Source organism: Paenibacillus sp. FSL P2-0173 (assembly GCF_038008045.1).
In the GTDB taxonomy this organism is placed as follows: domain Bacteria; phylum Bacillota; class Bacilli; order Paenibacillales; family Paenibacillaceae; genus Paenibacillus; species Paenibacillus polymyxa_B.
The window spans coordinates 666,719-685,821 of the sequence record NZ_JBBOYK010000001.1 but is presented as its reverse complement, the minus strand read 5'-3'; the positions used below and the strand labels follow the sequence as shown (position 1 = coordinate 685,821).

At 44.4% G+C, this 19,103-nt stretch carries 14 protein-coding genes, 1 pseudogene and 1 riboswitch; of the genes and pseudogenes, 5 read left to right on the top strand and 10 right to left on the bottom strand.

Annotation, left to right across the window (positions count from 1 at the left end):
* Positions 1-32 precede the first annotated feature (32 nt).
* Positions 33-1,445, top strand: coding sequence for a [FeFe] hydrogenase H-cluster radical SAM maturase HydG (hydG, locus tag MKX30_RS02890; protein WP_069079746.1), 1,413 nt, complete (start codon positions 33-35; stop codon positions 1,443-1,445).
* Between the two features lie 147 nt (positions 1,446-1,592).
* Here the strand turns inward: hydG and hydF are convergent, their stop codons facing one another.
* From hydF to MKX30_RS02850, 8 genes are all read right to left on the bottom strand, one after another.
* On the bottom strand, positions 1,593-2,846 hold the full coding sequence (gene hydF, locus MKX30_RS02885) for a [FeFe] hydrogenase H-cluster maturation GTPase HydF (protein ID WP_053325645.1): 1,254 nt from the start codon (positions 2,844-2,846) through the stop codon (positions 1,593-1,595).
* Positions 2,833-4,281, bottom strand: a complete 1,449-nt coding sequence (locus MKX30_RS02880; protein ID WP_076159271.1) for an aspartate ammonia-lyase — start codon at positions 4,279-4,281, stop codon at positions 2,833-2,835. The genes hydF and MKX30_RS02880 overlap by 14 nt, the downstream gene beginning before the upstream one ends.
* On the bottom strand, positions 4,278-4,868 hold the full coding sequence (locus MKX30_RS02875; RefSeq protein ID WP_028540676.1) for a 4Fe-4S dicluster domain-containing protein: 591 nt from the start codon (positions 4,866-4,868) through the stop codon (positions 4,278-4,280). The genes MKX30_RS02880 and MKX30_RS02875 overlap by 4 nt, the downstream gene beginning before the upstream one ends.
* A gap of 65 nt (positions 4,869-4,933) precedes the next feature.
* Positions 4,934-6,439: a [FeFe] hydrogenase, group A gene (locus MKX30_RS02870; protein WP_254664471.1), complete on the bottom strand. Its 1,506-nt coding sequence runs from the start codon at positions 6,437-6,439 to the stop codon at positions 4,934-4,936.
* A 32-nt stretch (positions 6,440-6,471) separates the two neighbouring features.
* A complete protein-coding gene (locus MKX30_RS02865) occupies positions 6,472-7,122 on the bottom strand; it encodes a 4Fe-4S dicluster domain-containing protein (protein WP_053325642.1) in 651 nt (216 codons plus the stop codon).
* Entirely contained in the window at positions 7,119-9,281 is a 2,163-nt protein-coding gene (gene fdhF, locus MKX30_RS02860) for a formate dehydrogenase subunit alpha (protein ID WP_028540678.1), read from the bottom strand. Before fdhF ends, MKX30_RS02865 begins: the two co-directional genes overlap by 4 nt.
* Positions 9,282-9,408: 127 nt before the next feature.
* Positions 9,409-9,774, bottom strand: a complete 366-nt coding sequence (locus MKX30_RS02855; protein ID WP_341062432.1) for a DUF2294 domain-containing protein — start codon at positions 9,772-9,774, stop codon at positions 9,409-9,411.
* A gap of 696 nt (positions 9,775-10,470) precedes the next feature.
* Positions 10,471-10,896 (bottom strand): MaoC family dehydratase, encoded by a 426-nt coding sequence (locus tag MKX30_RS02850; RefSeq protein WP_028540679.1) that lies wholly within the window; start codon positions 10,894-10,896, stop codon positions 10,471-10,473.
* 345 nt (positions 10,897-11,241) lie between these two features.
* On the opposite strand from MKX30_RS02850, the gene MKX30_RS02845 reads away from it, so the two are divergent.
* Both MKX30_RS02845 and MKX30_RS02840 read left to right on the top strand, forming a co-directional pair.
* Positions 11,242-12,660, top strand: a complete 1,419-nt coding sequence (locus tag MKX30_RS02845; protein ID WP_068941642.1) for a helix-turn-helix domain-containing protein — start codon at positions 11,242-11,244, stop codon at positions 12,658-12,660.
* 453 nt (positions 12,661-13,113) lie between these two features.
* Positions 13,114-13,286, top strand: a riboswitch (M-box (ykoK) riboswitch).
* A gap of 311 nt (positions 13,287-13,597) precedes the next feature.
* On the top strand, positions 13,598-14,152 hold the full coding sequence (locus MKX30_RS02840; RefSeq protein WP_049828342.1) for a DUF1003 domain-containing protein: 555 nt from the start codon (positions 13,598-13,600) through the stop codon (positions 14,150-14,152).
* Between the two features lie 153 nt (positions 14,153-14,305).
* Here the strand turns inward: MKX30_RS02840 and MKX30_RS02835 are convergent, their stop codons facing one another.
* Positions 14,306-15,163 (bottom strand): hypothetical protein, encoded by an 858-nt coding sequence (locus tag MKX30_RS02835; RefSeq protein WP_254347433.1) that lies wholly within the window; start codon positions 15,161-15,163, stop codon positions 14,306-14,308.
* Between the two features lie 234 nt (positions 15,164-15,397).
* Between MKX30_RS02835 and MKX30_RS02830 the strand changes: the two are divergent.
* Together MKX30_RS02830 and MKX30_RS02825 are read left to right on the top strand one after the other, a co-directional pair.
* Positions 15,398-15,836, top strand: a pseudogene (locus MKX30_RS02830) (NucA/NucB deoxyribonuclease domain-containing protein).
* Positions 15,837-16,070: 234 nt separating this feature from the next.
* On the top strand, positions 16,071-16,805 hold the full coding sequence (locus MKX30_RS02825) for a fibronectin type III domain-containing protein (RefSeq protein WP_226887760.1): 735 nt from the start codon (positions 16,071-16,073) through the stop codon (positions 16,803-16,805).
* Between the two features lie 476 nt (positions 16,806-17,281).
* Here the strand turns inward: MKX30_RS02825 and MKX30_RS02815 are convergent, their stop codons facing one another.
* A complete protein-coding gene (locus MKX30_RS02815) occupies positions 17,282-18,760 on the bottom strand; it encodes an FAD-binding protein (protein WP_226887761.1) in 1,479 nt (492 codons plus the stop codon).
* Between the last annotated feature and the right edge of the window lie 343 nt (positions 18,761-19,103).

Sequence of the window (19,103 nt, the reverse complement as noted above, 5' to 3'; positions counted from 1 at the left end):
TGCAGTAACCATAAATAAGGAGATGGGTATACGTGAGTGGAGTACGGGAGAAAGTGTCGGCGGATTTTATTAATGAAGCAGAGATTATGGCAGCAGTGGAGCAGGGGAAACAAGAGGCAACAGATCGAAGCCGTATTTTAGAAATTTTAGAAAAGGGGAGAGCCTGCCGGGGACTGAGTGCGAGTGAAGCGGCGGCTCTTTTGCATGTGGATGATCCTGAATTATTGGAAGAGATGTTCAAATCTTCGAGGGCAGTCAAAGAACAAATTTATGGCAACCGAATTGTGCTGTTCGCCCCTTTATATGTAAGCAACCACTGCGTGAATAACTGTGAATATTGTGGTTATAAACATACCAATGACAGCTTTACTCGTAGCCGTCTGACACCGGAGGAATTGGTACAGGAGGTTAGAGTGCTTCAAGAACTGGGACACAAGCGGCTCGTGCTGGAAGCGGGGGAAGACCCAGTCCATTGTCCCATTGACTATATCGTCGATTGTCTGCGCCAGATCTATGAGGTCAAGGTAGATAACGGCAGCATTCGGCGGATCAATGTGAATATTGCATCCACAACCGAGGAGGACTATCGGAAGCTGGCAGAGGTGGGCATTGGTACGTATATTTTATTTCAGGAAACGTATCATCGGGAAAGCTATCGTAAATTCCACCTGCAGGGACCAAAGCGGGACTTTGATTGGCACACCACCGCAATGGACAGAGCCATGCGTGCGGGTATAGATGATGTGGGGATCGGTGTGTTGTACGGTCTGTATGATTTCCGTTATGAAACCGTAGCGATGCTGAAACATGCCGAGCACTTGGAAGAAGCCTTTGGGTGTGGCCCTCATACGGTTTCAGTTCCACGATTGCGTCCGGCTGAAAATGTAGACCTGGAGCGATATCCGTACCTGGTCAACGATGAGGATTTTATGAAAATTGTATCCGTTCTTCGACTGGCTGTCCCTTATGCTGGTATGATCCTGTCCACACGCGAGGAGCCGGAATATAGGGACCGCGTCATTGGTCTAGGCGTGTCGCAGATTAGTGCAGGTTCAGCTACAGGCGTAGGGGCATATGCAAAACAGGAAACTGATGATAAGCCTCAATTTGAGGTAGGGGATCATCGCTCACCATCGGAAATTATTAAAAGTTTGTGCCGTGGTGGATATATGCCGAGCTACTGCACAGCTTGCTACCGTGAGGGGCGAACTGGAGATCGTTTCATGGAGCTTGCCAAATCAGGACAAATTCATAATGTGTGCCAGCCGAATTCGCTGCTAACCTTCCAAGAATATCTGCTGGATTATGGGGATGAGGAGGCGCGTGAACTGGGAGCTGCCGCTCTGCGAGAGAATTTGGAGCGTATACCACGTGAATCGACGCGCCGTTTGACGCTTGACAGACTGGAGCGACTGGAAGCAGGCGAACGTGATTTGTATTTTTAGCAATTTATATTATTCGTAGTATCATTTCACACTATGAAAATTCTCATGATTTATAATAGAACTTGAAAATAAAAAGCAGTCGCGTTGGAATCAGCGCGACTGCTTTTGTGCGTCTGGAAAAAAATATTAATGATGAGATGAGGTCTTTTAGGAATAACTGCCGGCTTCTACAGCTTGCTCCCATGCCAGCATAGCAGATGGGAAGCATTCAATAGCACGGGGAAAGACCCCCTGTACATAAGCGATGAAAATACCATAGTTCACAATCGGCACTCCGGCAGCTTTCGTTTCCGACATTCGATGAAGCATCGTACGCCGATTGAGCATGCATGCACCGCAATGAATAACCAGTGCATATTCGCTCAGATCATCAGGGAAGCTGGAGCCGGATGCATGCTCGATGATGAGACGTTTGCCTATCGTTTGGCGGAGCCAGCGGGGAATTTTCACTCGACCAATATCGTCAGATTGGCATTGGTGAGTGCAGGCTTCGGCAATGAGTACACGGTCTCCATCCTTGAGGCGATCAATGGCTCTTGCACCTCGTACCAGTTCGTCCAGATCGCCTTTATGACGGGCAAACAGGATGGAAAAAGAGGTGAGAGGCACATCCTTGGGCGTGTCGGCCGCTACTTTCATAAAAACCTGTGAATCGGTAATGACCAAGCGAGGCTTGCGTCCCAATCTCTCCAGCGTCAATCGTAGTTCATGTTCTTTGGTCACTACGGCGATGGCATCGCTCTCTAGTGTATCGCGGATTGTTTGCTGCTGTGGCAGGATCAATCGGCCTTTTGGTGCAGCTTTGTCGATTGGGACGACCAGCACAACAACATCGCCGGGTGACAACAGGTCACCGACGATACGGAAACGATCCTCGTTTTGGGGGAGAGTATTCGTGATAGCCTTTTTCAGTTCCGTGTCTCCCCGGAGCAAAGATGCACTGAAAGGAATTAGGGTGAGATCCAATTCAGTTGCCAGCTTTGTAGCCGTTTTATCTGATTCAGTAAGGGTATCTACCTTATTCAATACCCCAATAACAGGAATCTTTTTGTTGCGGAGCTTTTCGAGTAGCTCATGCTCGAATGGTCCGACTCCAACGGTGGCGTCGATAACGAGCAAGGCCAAGTCTGTACTATTAAGTATTTCTAGCGTTTTGTTGCGGCGCAGCTCCCCGACCTCACCCTCATCGTCCAGTCCGGCGGTATCCACCAGAACAATGGGACCCGCTGGGAGCAGCTCCATCGGTTTGAAAACTGGGTCCGTGGTCGTTCCTCCTACAGGAGATACCACAGCGACGGGCTGACCCGTCAGGGTGTTCAGAATGCTGGATTTGCCTGCGTTGCGGCGACCGAGCAGGACAATATGTGGTCGGTTGCTACGAGGGGTATCATTCATTCCCATGGTGAGTTCCTTCTTCCTGCCCCGGAATTCCGGGTTTGGTTACTGTATAGGGATGGCATAATTGGTCAATCCTCGAACGGGTCAGTAGGCCGCGATCTTCTGCAATATCCTCTGGTGTGCGACCTTGCACAATGGCTGCAGATGCAATGGAGGCAGCTTCATCATAGCCAAGCTCCGCGACCAGCGCAGAAGCCATCACGGCTGAGTTACGCAGATTTGTAGTGCAGCGTTCCTCACGCACGATCAGGCCGCGTACGCATCTTTCCTCGAATAGTCGAACCGCGCTGTTCAGAATATGTAGCGATTCCAGCAGCGATTCGGCAATCAGCGGCAGGAATGCGTTTAGTTCCAACTGACCGGAGGCAGCGGCCATAGTGATAGCCGCATCTTCGGCTATCACACGCATGGCTGTTAGTCCTGCCATTTCAGCTATTACCGGATTGACCTTGCCAGGCATAATAGAGGATCCGGCCTGAACTGGAGGCAGCGTGTATTCGCCAATACCACCGAAAGGACCAGAGGCCAGTAGGCGAAAATCGCCAGATATTTTGTACAGATTCACGGCGGCTGATTTGAGTAGACCGGACACCTCCACAAAGACATCCATATTTTGAATCGGGTCCATCGGGTGGTCGCTGCGACTCAGTCCAAAACCAGTCTCATCCGCCAGCTTTTCGACCATCCGATAGCTGTAAGCGCGGGGCGCGTTCATACCTGTGCCAATCGCCGTGCCTCCAATAGGGATTTCCCGCAGCCGCTCTTCAGCTTTATAGAGACGCCAGCGGTCGCGCGCTATAGCCTTTGCGTAGGCACCAAAGCCCTGCCCGGCCATCATGGGCAGGGCATCCATTAGCTGAGTGCGGCCTAGTTTGAGCAGGTCAGCATATTCCGTTTCTTTGTGCTGTAAAGCATCCTGTAACGAAGACATCGTGTCACATAAAGGCCGAAGCAGCCGTATTGCTGCAATTCGTAGCGCTGTGGGATAGACATCATTCGTAGACTGGCAGCAGTTCACATCATCCAGAGGATGTATAATCTCATACTGCCCTGGTCTGCCTCCTAGCTGTACGATGGCCAAATTAGCAATGACCTCATTTACATTCATATGGGTACTGGTGCCTGCGCCGCCTTGCATGGCATCCACGGTAAACATATGTTGGTGCCTCCCGGCGAGTATTTCGTCGCAGGCATTTACAATGGCAGAGGCCCGTTGGGCAGGGAGCCGTTTCTGCTCACCATTCACTTGAGCGGCTACTTTTTTTACCAACACAAGAGCGTGGATCAGGTTTTGGTTCACGGGTCTGCCACTGACCGCAAAATTGTTCATCGCGCGTGCGGTGTGAATACCGTAAAAGGCATCTGCGGGAATTTCCATCTCTCCTAGCGCATCCCGTTCGGTTCGCGTATTTGTAGACAGAGGGAAACCTTCGGTCATAGACCCGTTGCCGGAATGCGTGTCATATGCAGTAGCTGACGTGCACTTGCAGCGCGTTTTTCTTCAACCCGGGCATGAACCAGATCTGGCTCGACCAGCTTGAGGGCTTGTGTTGGACATTTACCAATACAGGCCGGACCGCCGTCCACGCCTTCGCATAAATCACATTTGCTGGCAATCATGCGCTCTTTGGGTTGCAGGCGTCCTGACATATTGGTATACAATCCATCCTGCACGACAGGCTGCCCGTTTCGATACTCGGGTACCATGTTAATCGCGCCGTAAGGGCAGGCGATCATGCAGGTTTTACAGCCAATGCAGCTTTCGCTATTAATGAGAATGCAGCCATCTGCGTTCGTAATAGAGCCGTTCGGACAAGCGTTGGCGCATGGAGCATCCTCACAGTGACGACACTGAACGGGTGCAGTGACCCCAAATGATTTGATAACCTTCAGACGAGGGTGAAAATGAAACTCATCATCCGGCGAGATAAAAGGGTTCTCCGCTGAATGTGCGATGACACATGCGATTTCACAGGTACGACAGCCGATACATTGATCGGGATCAGCTAAAACAAAACGGTTCATACAATTCGACTCCTCTCTAACTTACGACAAAAATAATGTATACAGCATAAAAATAACTTAATGTATTAATGAATGGAGTAATCCGCATCCCCTTTGGTGGAAATAGTGTTGCTGCGGCTTTGCTTGCCGGGCCCCCGTTGTTGGAAGGTGGTGTGCAGCAGATGATGCGACACATGACCCAGCGGCTCACCTAGAAATTCATCATAAAGTTTGATGATGTGAGGGTTCTCATGCGATTTTCGTACCTGGTGTGCAGCATCATGTCCATAGATGGAGGATTTACGTGCCCGATAAGCTTCAATTCGTTGCTTTTCTAACATGAGCTTGGGTTGTCCCCCTCCGCTGATACATCCAGCAGGGCAGCCCATCACCTCAATAAAATGATAATCACATTCGCCCGCCTGGACACGATCCAGTAGCTGATAGGCATGTTGTAGCCCGGCGACGACCGCTACCTTGAGCTGCAGCTTTCCTACCTGAACCTCAGCTACTCGAATGCCTTCCTCACCACGTACAAAATCGAGCTGGAGCTTCGGCAGTTTTTCATTTGTCAGCAGCTCGTAACCTGTACGGATGGCAGCTTCCATGACTCCTCCAGTGACTCCAAAAATGGAGCCTGCACCTGAATATTGCCCTAACGGTGAATCGAATTCTTCATCAGGCAGGTTCGCAAAATCAATTCCGCGCTGCTTGATCCAGTATGCAAGTTCACGTGTGGTCAGTACCTCATCCACATCACGGTAACCGTCAGATTCCATTTCGGGACGATCGCACTCAAATTGTTTACAGGTACAGGGCATGATGGCAACGCTGTATATATTCGCAGGTTCCACCTCGTCCAGTTGTGCACCATAAGATTTGATTAGCGCTCCTAACATTTGCATCGGAGATTTGCAGCTGGATAGATGGTCTAGCAGATCGGGATATTCGATCTCTGCATATCGTACCCATGCTGGACAGCAGGATGTGAACATGGGTAAGGGACCGCCTTCGGTCACGCGACGAATTAACTCAGTGCCTTCCTCCATGATGGTCACGTCAGCTCCAAAGTTGGTGTCGTATACCCGGTCGAAGCCAAGGCGGCGCAAAGCAGCAGCCATTTTCCCAGGCGTCAAGGTGCCGAACGGCATTCCAAATTCCTCCGCGAGTGAAACACGAATGGCCGGAGCACATTGGACGATCCGAAACTGTCCAGGTTTGGTCATCATATCGGCTACCTTATTCAAGTTGTAGCTATAATAGGCAGCGAATAGCGGCTCTCTGATGTCGGAAGGCATATCGCGTTCTTGGATACGTTCCAGCCGTCTAGCGGCGCCTTCCTGTGGAGATGAACCTGCCCAGTCAGATGCGTATACGCTGCATATTTGTACACATTGACCGCAAATAACACATCGGTCTGCATTAACGGTTTGCGGTTCTCCGGGCAATCCCTCTATGGCATCTACTGGACAAACCCCAGCACAACGTCTGCATCCTGTGCAGAGCGTAGGGTCAATATGAATGACAGGGTCTGTGCAATCAGTCGTCTTCATACAAGGAGGCGAAGAGATCTTGTCTATTGTGGTTGACATGGTTTTCTACCTTTCTGCGGCTGATTTTGACCTTATAGGCGTGGGAAAAAGACTTCCCGCCGAGGCTCTGGAGGTGAGTCGGATATACCTTTGGCCAGCCGTAGGACATGATTCGGGCAGGCCTCTACACATGCAGGCTGTCCGTTCTCTGTTTCCGCGCACAGATCGCATTTGCTTGCTGCGGTGCGGGGAAGGGCGACTCGATTTGCACGGTGAGTCAGGCCGGACTGCGTTACAACGTGTCCTGCCCGGTAGACCGGAGACACCTCAATTGCCCCGAAGGGGCAGGCCAAAACACAGGAGGTACAGCCGATACATCGTTCCTCATCTATCATGACGACGCCGTCCTCCTGACGAATGGCCTGTACCGGACAAGCATGTGCGCAGGGGGCATTTTCGCAATGCCGGCATTGCACCGGCATATACATTTCCCCTGTACGTACAACATACACCTTGGGTACAACAGGTACGCTGACGGTTCCGACCGAAGCTCCTATGCCGTTAGCCTGACTGTGAACGGCGAAGCACGCCAGTTCACAGGCTTTGCAACCGATGCACTGTCCGGCGTCTGCGACTACAAAAGAAGAAGCAACAGCGCTTGTTCTACTGGCTGCTCCCATTCTACTCGTCGAAGCTGACCGGTTATCTGTCAGACGGTGTATCATATTCCCTGTGCCGCTCATCTCGTCACCTTATCAGCCAAAACAGCTTCCTGGACGTTCATCTGTCTGCGAATCCGTTGGTACGATTCATGTACATCACGTTCGGCCTGCGCTTGGTCGGCGATCCGTTCCAGACGGATGGCACAGTATTTTAATTCCGGGGTTTTGGATACCGGATCGAGAAAATCAGCGGTCAGCTCGTTGCATGCTCCAACCCACCAGTGATAGGTCATGTAGGTCGCACCTTGTTGCACACGGTCACTGATTTGTGCCCGTGCCATGATGCGTCCCCGGCGAGAGGATATAGCAACAATTTCGCCATCCAGAATATTCAGATCTGCTCCGTCTTCTGGGCTAATCTGAATAAAGCCAGGCTCATCAGACAACTGGCGCAGCGCGCGGCAATTGCCAGTCATGGTACGAACGGAATAGTGACCTACCTCACGGACTGTGGACAAGACAAGCGGGTATTTTGCATCCGGTTGTTCTTGTGGTGGACGCCATTCGCAGGCGAATAATCTGCCTTTGCCACTAGGTGTCGAAAATTGATTTCCTTTATATAAATACGGTGTACCTGGATGATCCTCAGTAGGGCAGGGCCATTGCACGCCGCCTTGCTGCTCCATTTTTTGGTAGCTGGCACCGGAGAATAATGGGCTGAGACTGCGCATTTCATCCCAAATTTCTTCTGTGTTTGCATAGGACATAGGATAGCCCATGGCGGTAGCAACCTCGCTAATAATAGCCCAGTCTGGCTTTACATCACCCTGTGGCTCAACGGCCTTACGGATGCGCTGAAAGCCCCGATCTGCCGAAGAATATACGCCGTCATGCTCACCCCAGGCAGTAGAAGGGAGGATGACATCGGCGTGCAGCGCTGTTTTGTTCATGAAAATATCCTGAACCACGACAAATTCCAATTGGTCTAGGGCTTCACGCAACTCGGCGGCGTTCGGATCACTTTGTACAGGGTCCTCGCCAAAAATGTAATAAGCTTTCAGCTTGTTCTCCTTCAGAATGAGGTGTGGTACCTCCGTAAGTGGATAGCCTTTTTTACGTGGCAGCTCAACACCCCATGCTTTTTCAAACTTTTTGCGAGCTGTGTTATCTGTTACATCCTGATAGCCAGGATACACATTCGGCAAAGCACCCATGTCGCAGGAACCCTGTACATTGTTTTGTCCCCGTACAGGTCCGATTCCCACATTCGGCTTGCCCAGATTTCCAGTCAACAGTGCAAGGGAAGCAAGCCCCTTTACCACATCAACGGCCTGTGAAAATTGACATACGCCCATTCCGTACAAAATTGTAGCGGTAGGGGCCTTTGCATATTCCCTCATAGCCGCCCGGATATCGGCTGCCTTGACCCCCGTAATGCCTTCCGCATATTCGGGAGTATATTTTTTAATGCTGTCTACGTATTCGGCAAAGCCTTCTGTGTTTGCTTCAACATATCGTTTGTCGTACAGTCCTTCATGCACAAGTACATGACCAAAAGCGTTCACCAAAGCCATGTTCGAACCGCCCTTTAAGGGTAGCCACATATTCGAAATACGAGCTGTTTCGGTCATGCGCGGATCGCATACAATAATTTTGGCGCCTCTTTGCTTGGCAGCTACAATGCGTCTTGCGACGATCGGATGTGTTTCGGGTGCATTATATCCAAACACGAAAATGAGATCAGAGTGTTCAATTTCAGGAATAGAGTTGGACATAGCTCCATCTCCGAGCGAGTAAGTCAAACCTGCTACAGAAGGGCCGTGGCATACACGAGCGCAATGGTCAATATTGTTCGTGCCAATGACCGCTCGCATGAACTTTTGCATGACATAATTGGCTTCATTACCCGGACCGCGTGCGGAGCCCGTTCCCATAATGGAGTCGGGTCCGTATTTTTCCTTAATTGCTGACAGCCGTTCGGCAGTATATTGAATGGCTTCCTTCCACTCGACTTCCTCCATAACTCCATTTTTGCGAATCATGGGCTTGCGCAAGCGTGCAGTCAGAATTTGCGGGTCATTCAAAAAATCCCATCCATAGTGTCCTTTCAGACACAGTGTTCCTTCATTCGTACGACCACCAGCCGGCTCTGCGCCAATTACCTGTCCTTTTTCCACCAGCAAATGAAGCTGACAACCGCTCCCGCAGTAGGGACATACGGTCAATACCTTGTCTGCCATAAGTGCAGCACCTCTTTTATATGAAATAGATGAAACTCGTAACATAAAAAAAGCCAATACAAAAATGCCGCTTTACGCTGCATCCTGTACTGGCTTATCCGCGAGCGAGGAGACAAGCTCCTTCCCGCTAATCCAACCGGTGTATGTGTTGTAGTTCTAGAGTAATGATAATGTGTCCGTCTCCATGGACGGAGGGGCAGACCTCCCAAGTATAAGTGAAGGGACTGCCGAGTGTTTTTTCGGCTTCGTTCATAAACTCCCTTTCTAGATAGGGACGAAGGACGTCCCAATATTCCCTGACCTTGTCCTCAGCCCCTTCATGAACGAGAATTTCGGACAAATTAGACAATGTACCTCGAATTTCTACCGTAATCCGGAGCGGCGAATCCAGTGAAACCTTGACGTTGTCCGGTCCTTTTCCCCGGTAGTGCTTGACAATACACACGGCCAACTTCCTGATGCGCTCACGGTATTCCAATTCGGTATTCAACATCTGGACACTCCGCTTCGAATCAAAATAAAGGCGTACTTGCCGCGCATGCCAGACAGCCTGTGTAGCTGGTTTAGAACAAGACGTAACCGTCCCGACCAAAGTGGTCTGCCCAGCACGGCGTATCACCCTTCTATGGTAGAACAGGTTGACCCGGAAAGATGTGAAATTCATTACACTGAACCAAAATTTTACATAGATTAGACCGCTCTTGAAGCAACTATACCTCTATGGTTTGTATGATGCTTCTCGTTCCATCGCGTTGTTTGTCCAGATCCAATACAAAAGCAGTTGAATGACAAACTATGGGCTGAGATTAGTAAATGTCATTCTCAAAGCCCTCTATACTAAAATAGCACAGTGCGAATCTCAGAGATTTATAGTAAATTATTCATTTATATGATTTGCAATATCAATTTATTATTATTACATTGGACGGAAATGCTAGTCGAACTCCAGAAGGCATAGATATGTTATCCAAAATGGTGGAAAAGTACGGGTTCAAGATGTAGAATCTATGCGATATTCAGTTTGTAGAAGGGCACGTCAAGGTCGTCAAATGAAGACTTAGTAGGAATTACTGCAACGTGTGGCTGAACATGAAGCCGCAAGTCAAGCCACGTTAGAATAAAGAGAAGAGGTTCGTGCTAAAATGCATGGACCTCTTCAAACTTGTAATAATTGATTTTTTATGAAACTTTACTGTTTAACCAGAACGGATAAATCGCCTTCAAAAACTTGCTCCTCTTTGTTGTTGAAAGTCGACAGCAATACAGTAACGAGTCCTGTTCCATTCCTCATCTCTTTTACTCCAATCACTTCAACAATGGTGTACAATTCGTCGCCTGGATATACTGGTTTAATAAATTTAATATTATTCATAGCAGTTCCAGCAATAACCTCATCACCGTAACTGCCTGTTTCAACCCAAAGCTTAAAAGAAACAGCTAATGTTTGAATTCCTGAAGCGATAATTCCATTAAATCTACCTTGTAATGCTTTCTCTTCATCTAAATGCATATATTGCGGGTCAAACTCCCTTGCAAATCTGGTAATATCCTCTTTAGTTAATTTTAAAGACTTGGTTTTAAATACTTGTCCGATATAAAATTCATGAAACCGCATTATTACACCTCTTGATTAAATTATTTGCTTATTTATAGAGTAGCATAATATCACCAATCATTTGTAGTCCCACTCAGCAAGTAACCCTCCGTACTTTTGTACAGTCAGATCAATGTAAGTGTCTGCTTTTTGAAGGATTATATTTCCATTAACATAAGTCTCACCGGTAACAGTGGCAGGGTTATTTGACTTCAATGCAGAGTGACTCTTTGGAACTGCTTATTTTATATACTTCGACATTCGATGCAAATAAATAAAAATTATTGACAACTGTTAAATTATGGACAACAATAGAATGCAATAATATATAAATATTGGTACTTCTGTATGGAGGGTGGTTTATCTATGAAAGTTACACCCACGATTAGAGCAGAATTGGAACAATATCTAAAACAAGAAGGTTTGAGCATGATGGAGTTTGGGCATATAGCGGGCATGAATAGGGGGATAGTAAGTAGCATAGTGTCAGGCAATAAATCTATGTCTGTTAACCAGATAGATCGCATTACCGAGGCTATGGGGTTACCGGAAGGTCACTTTTATGTCTTGTTCATAGAAAACTACATCATCGACCATCCTCCGAATATGAGACGAATCGAGCCATTTTTGTTTCGCTGTGCGGAGTTGGACAAGTTGGATGCAATCCGTCGAGTGGTGGGAGCCATCATGGACAATCTACTGTATTCACCCAAGCTATTTGAAATTGCAGAAGAATTGTTGGCGCAGGGAAGACATGCGGCTGCATTGCTGCTCTATGAGGGGGTAGCTGAAGCGGAGAAATATCAACATTCAGAACGATTGGCAGTCTGTCAATATCGTATATTCACGATTCAGATTGGTGACGACCAAAGCCGCAACCACAAGGCAGCTATACTATTTGAGCCTTATGTCGAGCGCCTAGATGATTTAGAACAACTTGATGCGTTAAAGGATTTGGCTAATGTGTACAGGTCTTTGCGTAAGTGGGACAAGGTTGAGGAAATGGCAAGGCAAATGAGAGGGAAAGCTGAAGTACAATATTCCATAAAGCATCAGCAGAAGAATCGAAAGAACAGGGAGCATGAAAAGGAAACCAGAAATCCGTTATTTGGATACATTGCTTACGCCGATTTGTTGTGTGCTAGTGTTTGTGAAGCCCAAGGCGATTATCAACAAGCTCTACAATATACATACGCCTATGCGGATTTAGACTGGGTTAAAGAGGATGACGAGGATACAAAACACTGGGTAAACCTGTTCAGTCAGTGGGCGGTAGGAAATACTTACGTATATAAGCTGTTGTCAGGAGAAATAAGCCTGCTGAACGATTATGTTGAATATATTGCTACAACATCAGCCGCTAACGAGAATGAAAAGCTTTCAAAACTGCTGAATGTTATAATCGCAGCAAACCAGTTTAGCATAGATGTAGACAATATACTCAAACGATTTGAAACGCTAATTGCGACTTTTTCACAGCAACCATCATCAGATGATATGTATACCCGACAAGTGATACCGGATTATATCGCGTGGTTTGGTTACGAATTAGGTTTTTATTATTTATACCGAGGGAAGTACATTGATGGCTTTAAATATTTGATGAATGCAATGGTAAAGTCACATATAATAAATAATGAAACTTACTTTATAAACTGTATGGGGTTGTTTGTTCGTTTTCAAGCCCATGCAGTTCCTGAAACTAAAGCTGAGTATTTCAATTTTATTGAAAGGGTGTGGGAAAACAATGTTCAAAAAAATGGTATTTTTAGTCATCGCGGCTAGCTTTTTGTTTATTGTTACTATGCCGGACCAAGCCTTTAACCACCACCATAGTATTCAGCCTAACGTTACCATTGGAGGATTTTAAAGAAAAAGCTCTGCTAACCTGATGGTCGGCAGAGCTTTCTTTAGTGCAGGAATTACCACACACGGCAGAATAACTATCTGAGGTGATCAGCTTGAACCATACATATAAAGTGTTAAAGTCGGATATAGAACTATTTGCTGCTGCATTAAGCCAGGTAAGAGTATATGTAGTAAAACCGTTGGGTGATGATATGATGTAAGTTTTAGACCATCTGTTTGCCGCAACTGCGGCCCCACGACTTATTATTTTTGCGTTATAAGGGGGAGTGCCAGCGTCGCTGTCACCAGGCACAAACACATGTGGAATATAGCAAATATATTTGGGTTTGACAGCACATTTAGACAGCAGTATGCTTGCTAAGGAAATATTGATGTCCTCGTTAGGTGAGGCTCCTATATGAACATAAGCCACTGCCCGGAAACATCGAAAGATGCCAATGGGTATAACAGGAATTGCCGGATTAAGGCTCTTCTTAATGTGGCTAAAGAACTTTGGTTCTTTTACGTCGTATAGTGCTAAAGCTCGACTTGGGGGAATCGGATATTTGTATGCTTTATCCTGCATGCAGAACGACGCCCTTCAGTTAGCTGAGGGGCGTTTTTATTTCAATGTTGTAGTATTGGCAATGATTTGGTTCCAGTGTGATCAGTAAAATATGGAGCCCACAACATGTTAAGGGGAGAGGGGTTGAACCATTCAATGAGTAGTCGAAGTTCGTCTGAACCGGATCCAGAACCAGGGAGTCTATTGGCAGTCGGGTTAAAACTAGATACCATAATTGAGTATGGTTGCTATTCCTCCCCTACGGGTTAGTATTGGGCCCGACTGCCTTAAAACAAGGAGGCAGTTGACATGTCAAAAATGAATTTTTTTCAAAAAAAACAGCAAAATAAAAGTGCTGCTCATATTCAAGGCTTTGATATTGAATTGAATCAGGAAAATACCCGTCGTATTGATCGGCTAGTCGATAGTTACGAGAATAGCATTCTTTCTCATTTAGATGAAGCGTACCAAAGAACGACAAGCTGGCAAGATCGTCTTGCAGATCGGATTGCATCATTCGGCGGTAGCTGGAGATTTATTACTTATTTCGCTATCTTTCTGACCCTCTGGATACTCTTGAACAGCTTGCCGTTTACTCGCTTTCATTTCGATGAACCTCCATTTATCTTGTTGAACTTGTGTTTGTCCTTTATTGCAGCATTTCAGGCTCCGGTCATTATGATGAGTCAGAACCGCCAAGCTGCAAGGGATAAGCATGAATCGATCATTGACTTCGCGATCAACTACAAAGCCGAACAAGAGATTGACGATATGCAGAGCCACCTTCATCGGATCGAAGGCGAACTGATTGAGATTAAAAAACTCTTACTTGTTCTAAAACAACCGAATGAAGAACATAAATGACACTTTAGATTATATAGAGGCCCCGTAGAGAAGTTTTTACCTGAATCGATTCCGATTAACGAATCTTATTTCTTCCGAATCAATTTGAATTTAGAGTAGATGTGAAAAAGGACTCCGCTGGTATGTAACCAGTATGAAGTCCTTTGTTGTTTATTATTTTGTTGAATACTCGCTTACTTCAAATGTGAGTATTTTATTGAATATTACATAGTCCTTACGGTTGCTGAATGGACCTTTGTTGTTATTGTGTTTATCGATAGCAAAGAATGAAGGGCCTCTACCAGCATCTTTAGCGTCATACCAAGCAATGAATGCACTGAGTTCTTTTTTACTTAGATCGAATTCCTTATCAAATCCATTGTCCATTGTTACAGTCAGAATAGCTCGGTCGCCAGTTGGTTGTGCTGGTTCGGTCGGCTCAGTAGGTTCAGACGGATTAGGCTCAGGACTTGGTGTTGGATTTGGCGTCGGTGTTGGTTCAGGTGTCGGTTTAGGATCTGGTGTTGGAGAAGGTTCCGGTGCTGGTACTGTATCTTTACTGTTGAAAAAGTCAAGTTCGCTTATATTTATGTCTTCACCACTAAGTGAATAAAGAGTGACGAATCTAACGCGTTCTACTTTTTTTTCATTTGGAAGCTTCTTCAGTTCTCCATTTCCTACGTTGGTTTCAAATATGCCTATATAACCTGTGTCTCGGTCGTAGAAACTATTTCTTAAATTTTTAGAATCACTTTTAAGCTTGTAAGAATCAATAGTTCTATCTGTACCTAAATCAATCATAACCATCTTATCTTTAGGAAGTAAATAGTTTGTTTCTTCATTGTTATCTGTTATAAGTGTTGTACTTGCTTTGCTTGCATGGGGTCTTCCTATAAAATATATGTCAGGTATCATTGCATCAACACTTTTTCCGTTGGCATAACCTCCCGTATAGGCACTCACTGATGACAATGGGAGGAAAATAGTAATAAGTAAAGTGAAGCATAAAATTAAATTGAGCTTTCTTTTCATGTATAAATCCCCTTTTTGTTTATTTGCTCAGTAATCATACAAAATTGAAAAAGGGAGTCTAAACATTAATGTCTATATATTCAAAAATAAGTTTAAATGTGGTTTTTAATTTCTGGAGTAATGAGCTCTGCCCGAAAACTGGTATGAGTCCTTTTTATTATGTGACAATATACGCGATACTTCGACATGTCTCCCAATATAGTATTGAGAAGATTAAATACTATGGAGGGTCGTATGATAAAAGGAATCGCAAAAGGATTAATCGTATTGTTACTGGCAGCTATCTTTTCCGTACAGGGTGTTTATGCTGAACCGGCAGCAATCAACCAACAAGCAGCAGTTGGGTATACGCTGGAGTTCCCAAGCTCACGTTATCCAGAAACAGGGGATGCAATAGCAGCCGGACATTCTGCGGTGTGTACAATTGATCGGGATGGAGCCGAAGAAAACAGGAAGGAATCGCTCAAGGGCTATCCGACGAAAAAGGGATATGATCGCGATGAATCGCCAATGGCAATGTGTGCAGAAGGTGGCGCAGGTGCTGATATCAGATACATAAAGCCTAGTGATAACCGGGGAGCAGGATCATGGGTAAGTCATCAGTTAGATGAGTATGAAGATCGGGACTAAAGTGAGGTTTATTGTAAAAAAAACAAGGACTCAACCAGTATAGAAGCTGGCATGAGTCCTTTTTAATACCCAATAAAAAATAAATATGCAAATATATTGATTATATTTATAGATTAGCAAGTTTATGTTTAGACACATTCTAAAGAATGTATTACCGTAGTATCTGTTATACAGCACTTCAAAATATACGACCCAATCGGGAGCGCAGATTAAGTTCTCATTCTATGGAACAAAACTGAGACTGATTGGTACAAGATACCTAGATAGACCAACTAATGTGCAAATTACAATAGATAATATTGATGAAGTATTTTCTCAAAATGGAACGCTTTTAAGACAAAATCTATCATATGAAAAAACAGGACTACCAGAAGGAAGACATAATGTAACAATTACTGTACCACAGCTTACCGGGGGTCACTATGATTTGGATGCAATTGATATTGATAAAAATGGTAAATTAGTAGATGTTAATACTGCCGCTAATCTTACAGCAAAAGCTGGAGACGGCAAGGTTACTTTAAAATGGGATCAAATAGAGAATGCAGAAAGCTATACAGTTAAATACGGAACGGAGTCAGGTAAATACACTGAAACTGCTACAGCAACAAAAGATGCCTATGGAAACTTCATCATTCCAAGTCTGACCAATGGAACGAAATACTACTTTGTTGTGAGTGCTAAAGTAAATGGTGTGGATTCAGAATACTCCAATGAAGCTTCAGCAACTCCACTAGGAGGAGGAGGCAGTCAACCTGATCCAGAGCCAACTACTGGAGATCGTGCAATATTGGTGGTCACTATGACAACAGGCTTGGAAAAAGAGTTTGACCTAAGCATGAAAGAGGTTAATGACTTTATCTCGTGGTACGAAAACAAACAGGCTGGTTCTGGATCAGCTTCATACGCAATCAATAAGCACGATAACAATAAAGGCCCATTCAGCAGCCGCAAGGACTACATGCTGTTTGATCGTATCCTTACGTTCGATGTAAGTGAATACTCTAAATAAATCAAAAAGCTCAGCTGACCTTAATTGGTCGGCGGAGCTTTTTTTTGTTAAGAAGCCCTTCCTTTAACCAAGACCTCGCATAGCCTATGGAGTATAGTACCCTAAAGTAAAGGAGGCGTTACGTGTGGGGGAAATGAAAAGAGACTACGAGGGAATCACCGGAAGAGTTTGGACATCGATAGCTGCTGTATTGGCATTGTTCATTTTGCTGGTAATCATCTTAAAATTAATTCATTTATAAAGATTCTTAAGCTCCCACCGGCATTTTTTCGAATTGCTGTTTAGCCCTGTGCTTTTTATCCTTTTGGTCATAATGACTAAAGCGTGTTGAATTTAATTTCTTGAGCATAGCCACATTAGTTCCCGAGGAATCTATAAGGTTCGCCGTTCGGCCCTAGGCTAATCCATGAGGGTCGCCTCTTTTTGGAATGGTTGGGTGGTACTTTCCATTAGCCAAAAAGGCGACTCTTTTTATCCTATTTTTGGATACTCAACAAGCCTGACTTTGCTTCAAGATCTTCTATAATTTCCATTGCAACAAAATATCCAAAAGACAATGTTAAAATATCCTCGTATCGTTTTCCTGATCCTCTTGCTCTACTTAATATGATGTTTTGACTTTCTTGTATTTTTTTTCTAAGGAATGAAAGAGAAACCACAGGTGGATTGGAAGCGATCAAATCCATCATCAGAGTTGACAACTTTTTCTGAAACTCTTCAATCGGAAAGTCATTATTTTCTTTTGAATACAGATGCATCGTTTCAGGTGGATCTTTAAATGAAGTTTGATATTGAGTATTGAAAACACCTTCATTAGCTATTTTGTCCGCAATTAATTTACCAAAAACGATCCCCGATGCGAATGCTTGCCCAGGGATTCTTCCTATACCAAGATCACCATTAAATTGAGCTTCTCCAGTAGCAAAAACACGATTCAAGTTTATAGCCTCAGCATTAGCATTGATTTCGATTCCTCCTGAAGAATAGTGCATCGTTGGTGTAATTTTAATTCTTTTATTTTTAACTACCTTAGGACTAAATCCATATTTTTTGAATTTTTCATTTAAAACATTTTCATCAGCATGGCTCATATCCAAGTACATGTCTTTTTTTTGTTTGATACATTCAAGTTGGAATTTTAAAATCTCATCAATCATTTCGTGGTAATCATCTCGAGCAATTGCATCACAAATATACTTATCTTTTAATAATTGAACTCCATCCTCATCTATTATTTTCCCTTGACTCAAAGATACAACCCCGCCCAATAAAATTTGCCTTCCGTTATATATAGACCAAGGATGACACATTACTGTAGACATTCCCTTTAATCTTGCACCTATTTTTTTAGCTAAGATAAGCGTTTCACCAGTTGAACCCGGCGAATTATCATTGAAACAGAATTGTCCTGCATATCCTCCCGTAGCTAATACCAAATAATTTGTAAATATTCTGATAAATTGATCTGATTGTGTGTCATAAAATATTGCGATAATTCCTTGATCGTACTTTTCCAAATGAATCAAAATTTTATTACACATCGGTTGTTCAATATGTTGTAACAAACAATTGATTAATTTCTTTCCCCCATGTGATTTAATCAAACATTCAGGCATGATACCAAAGGATGTTTTCTCATAAGGAATTCCTAATTCTTTGAAGAAATTTATAATTATGTTGGAATTCCTATATAGCGCTTCAATTACTGATCGATCTGCTCCACATTTATCAATAGTAAGATTAATAATATTGTTAACTTCATTCTCTGATGGAACCCGAGTATTTGCGGCTGAAAGAAAGGAGTTGCTTTGTTTGGGTGCATTCTTTTTTGTTACAATCGTGTACTTAATATTATTTTTCGACAAATAATAAGCAGCAGTAAGCCCTGAAATCCCCGTACCGACAATCAAAATTGGAGTGTAGTTTTCAACGGATATTCCATTTTGTTTCATCATTCCAACTCCCTTTTAGGATGTGAATGTTATCTTCGGCTGAATCTCGTAGTCAGTTTTCTATTTGTTGCAACAAAACGCATCATGATGATATTCATAAAATTCTTGCTCCGTTGTTAATTGCCTGTAATTTATATCAAATTATATAACTATATTTCGTTTTATACTTTATATAGTTATTGAGAGCTAACAAAATCAAATACGAACAGTTTTGCAAAAGTAGAGGAAAAAAAGAACCATTATAGCAATCGCTAAGATGATTCTTATTACGATTTCCAATATCCTTGTTACCAACGAAGAATGGAATCCAAACAAAATATTTTCCTAATTGTACAAGTTTATTCCT

Excerpts from the sequence above, each read along its gene's own strand:
- MKX30_RS02880 (WP_076159271.1), bottom strand. The coding sequence starts at position 4,281 with ATGACCGAAGGTTTCCCTCTGTCTACAAATACGCGAACCGAACGGGAT.
- MKX30_RS02865 (WP_053325642.1), bottom strand. The coding sequence starts at position 7,122 with ATGAGCGGCACAGGGAATATGATACACCGTCTGACAGATAACCGGTCA.
- MKX30_RS02845 (WP_068941642.1), top strand. The coding sequence starts at position 11,242 with ATGAAAGTTACACCCACGATTAGAGCAGAATTGGAACAATATCTAAAA.
- MKX30_RS02870 (WP_254664471.1), bottom strand. The coding sequence starts at position 6,439 with ATGTCAACCACAATAGACAAGATCTCTTCGCCTCCTTGTATGAAGACG.
- fdhF (WP_028540678.1), bottom strand. The coding sequence starts at position 9,281 with ATGGCAGACAAGGTATTGACCGTATGTCCCTACTGCGGGAGCGGTTGT.
- MKX30_RS02850 (WP_028540679.1), bottom strand. The coding sequence starts at position 10,896 with ATGCGGTTTCATGAATTTTATATCGGACAAGTATTTAAAACCAAGTCT.
- MKX30_RS02840 (WP_049828342.1), top strand. The coding sequence starts at position 13,598 with ATGTCAAAAATGAATTTTTTTCAAAAAAAACAGCAAAATAAAAGTGCT.
- MKX30_RS02855 (WP_341062432.1), bottom strand. The coding sequence starts at position 9,774 with ATGTTGAATACCGAATTGGAATACCGTGAGCGCATCAGGAAGTTGGCC.
- MKX30_RS02835 (WP_254347433.1), bottom strand. The coding sequence starts at position 15,163 with ATGAAAAGAAAGCTCAATTTAATTTTATGCTTCACTTTACTTATTACT.
- MKX30_RS02815 (WP_226887761.1), bottom strand. The coding sequence starts at position 18,760 with ATGATGAAACAAAATGGAATATCCGTTGAAAACTACACTCCAATTTTG.
- hydF (WP_053325645.1), bottom strand. The coding sequence starts at position 2,846 with ATGGGAATGAATGATACCCCTCGTAGCAACCGACCACATATTGTCCTG.
- MKX30_RS02875 (WP_028540676.1), bottom strand. The coding sequence starts at position 4,868 with ATGAACCGTTTTGTTTTAGCTGATCCCGATCAATGTATCGGCTGTCGT.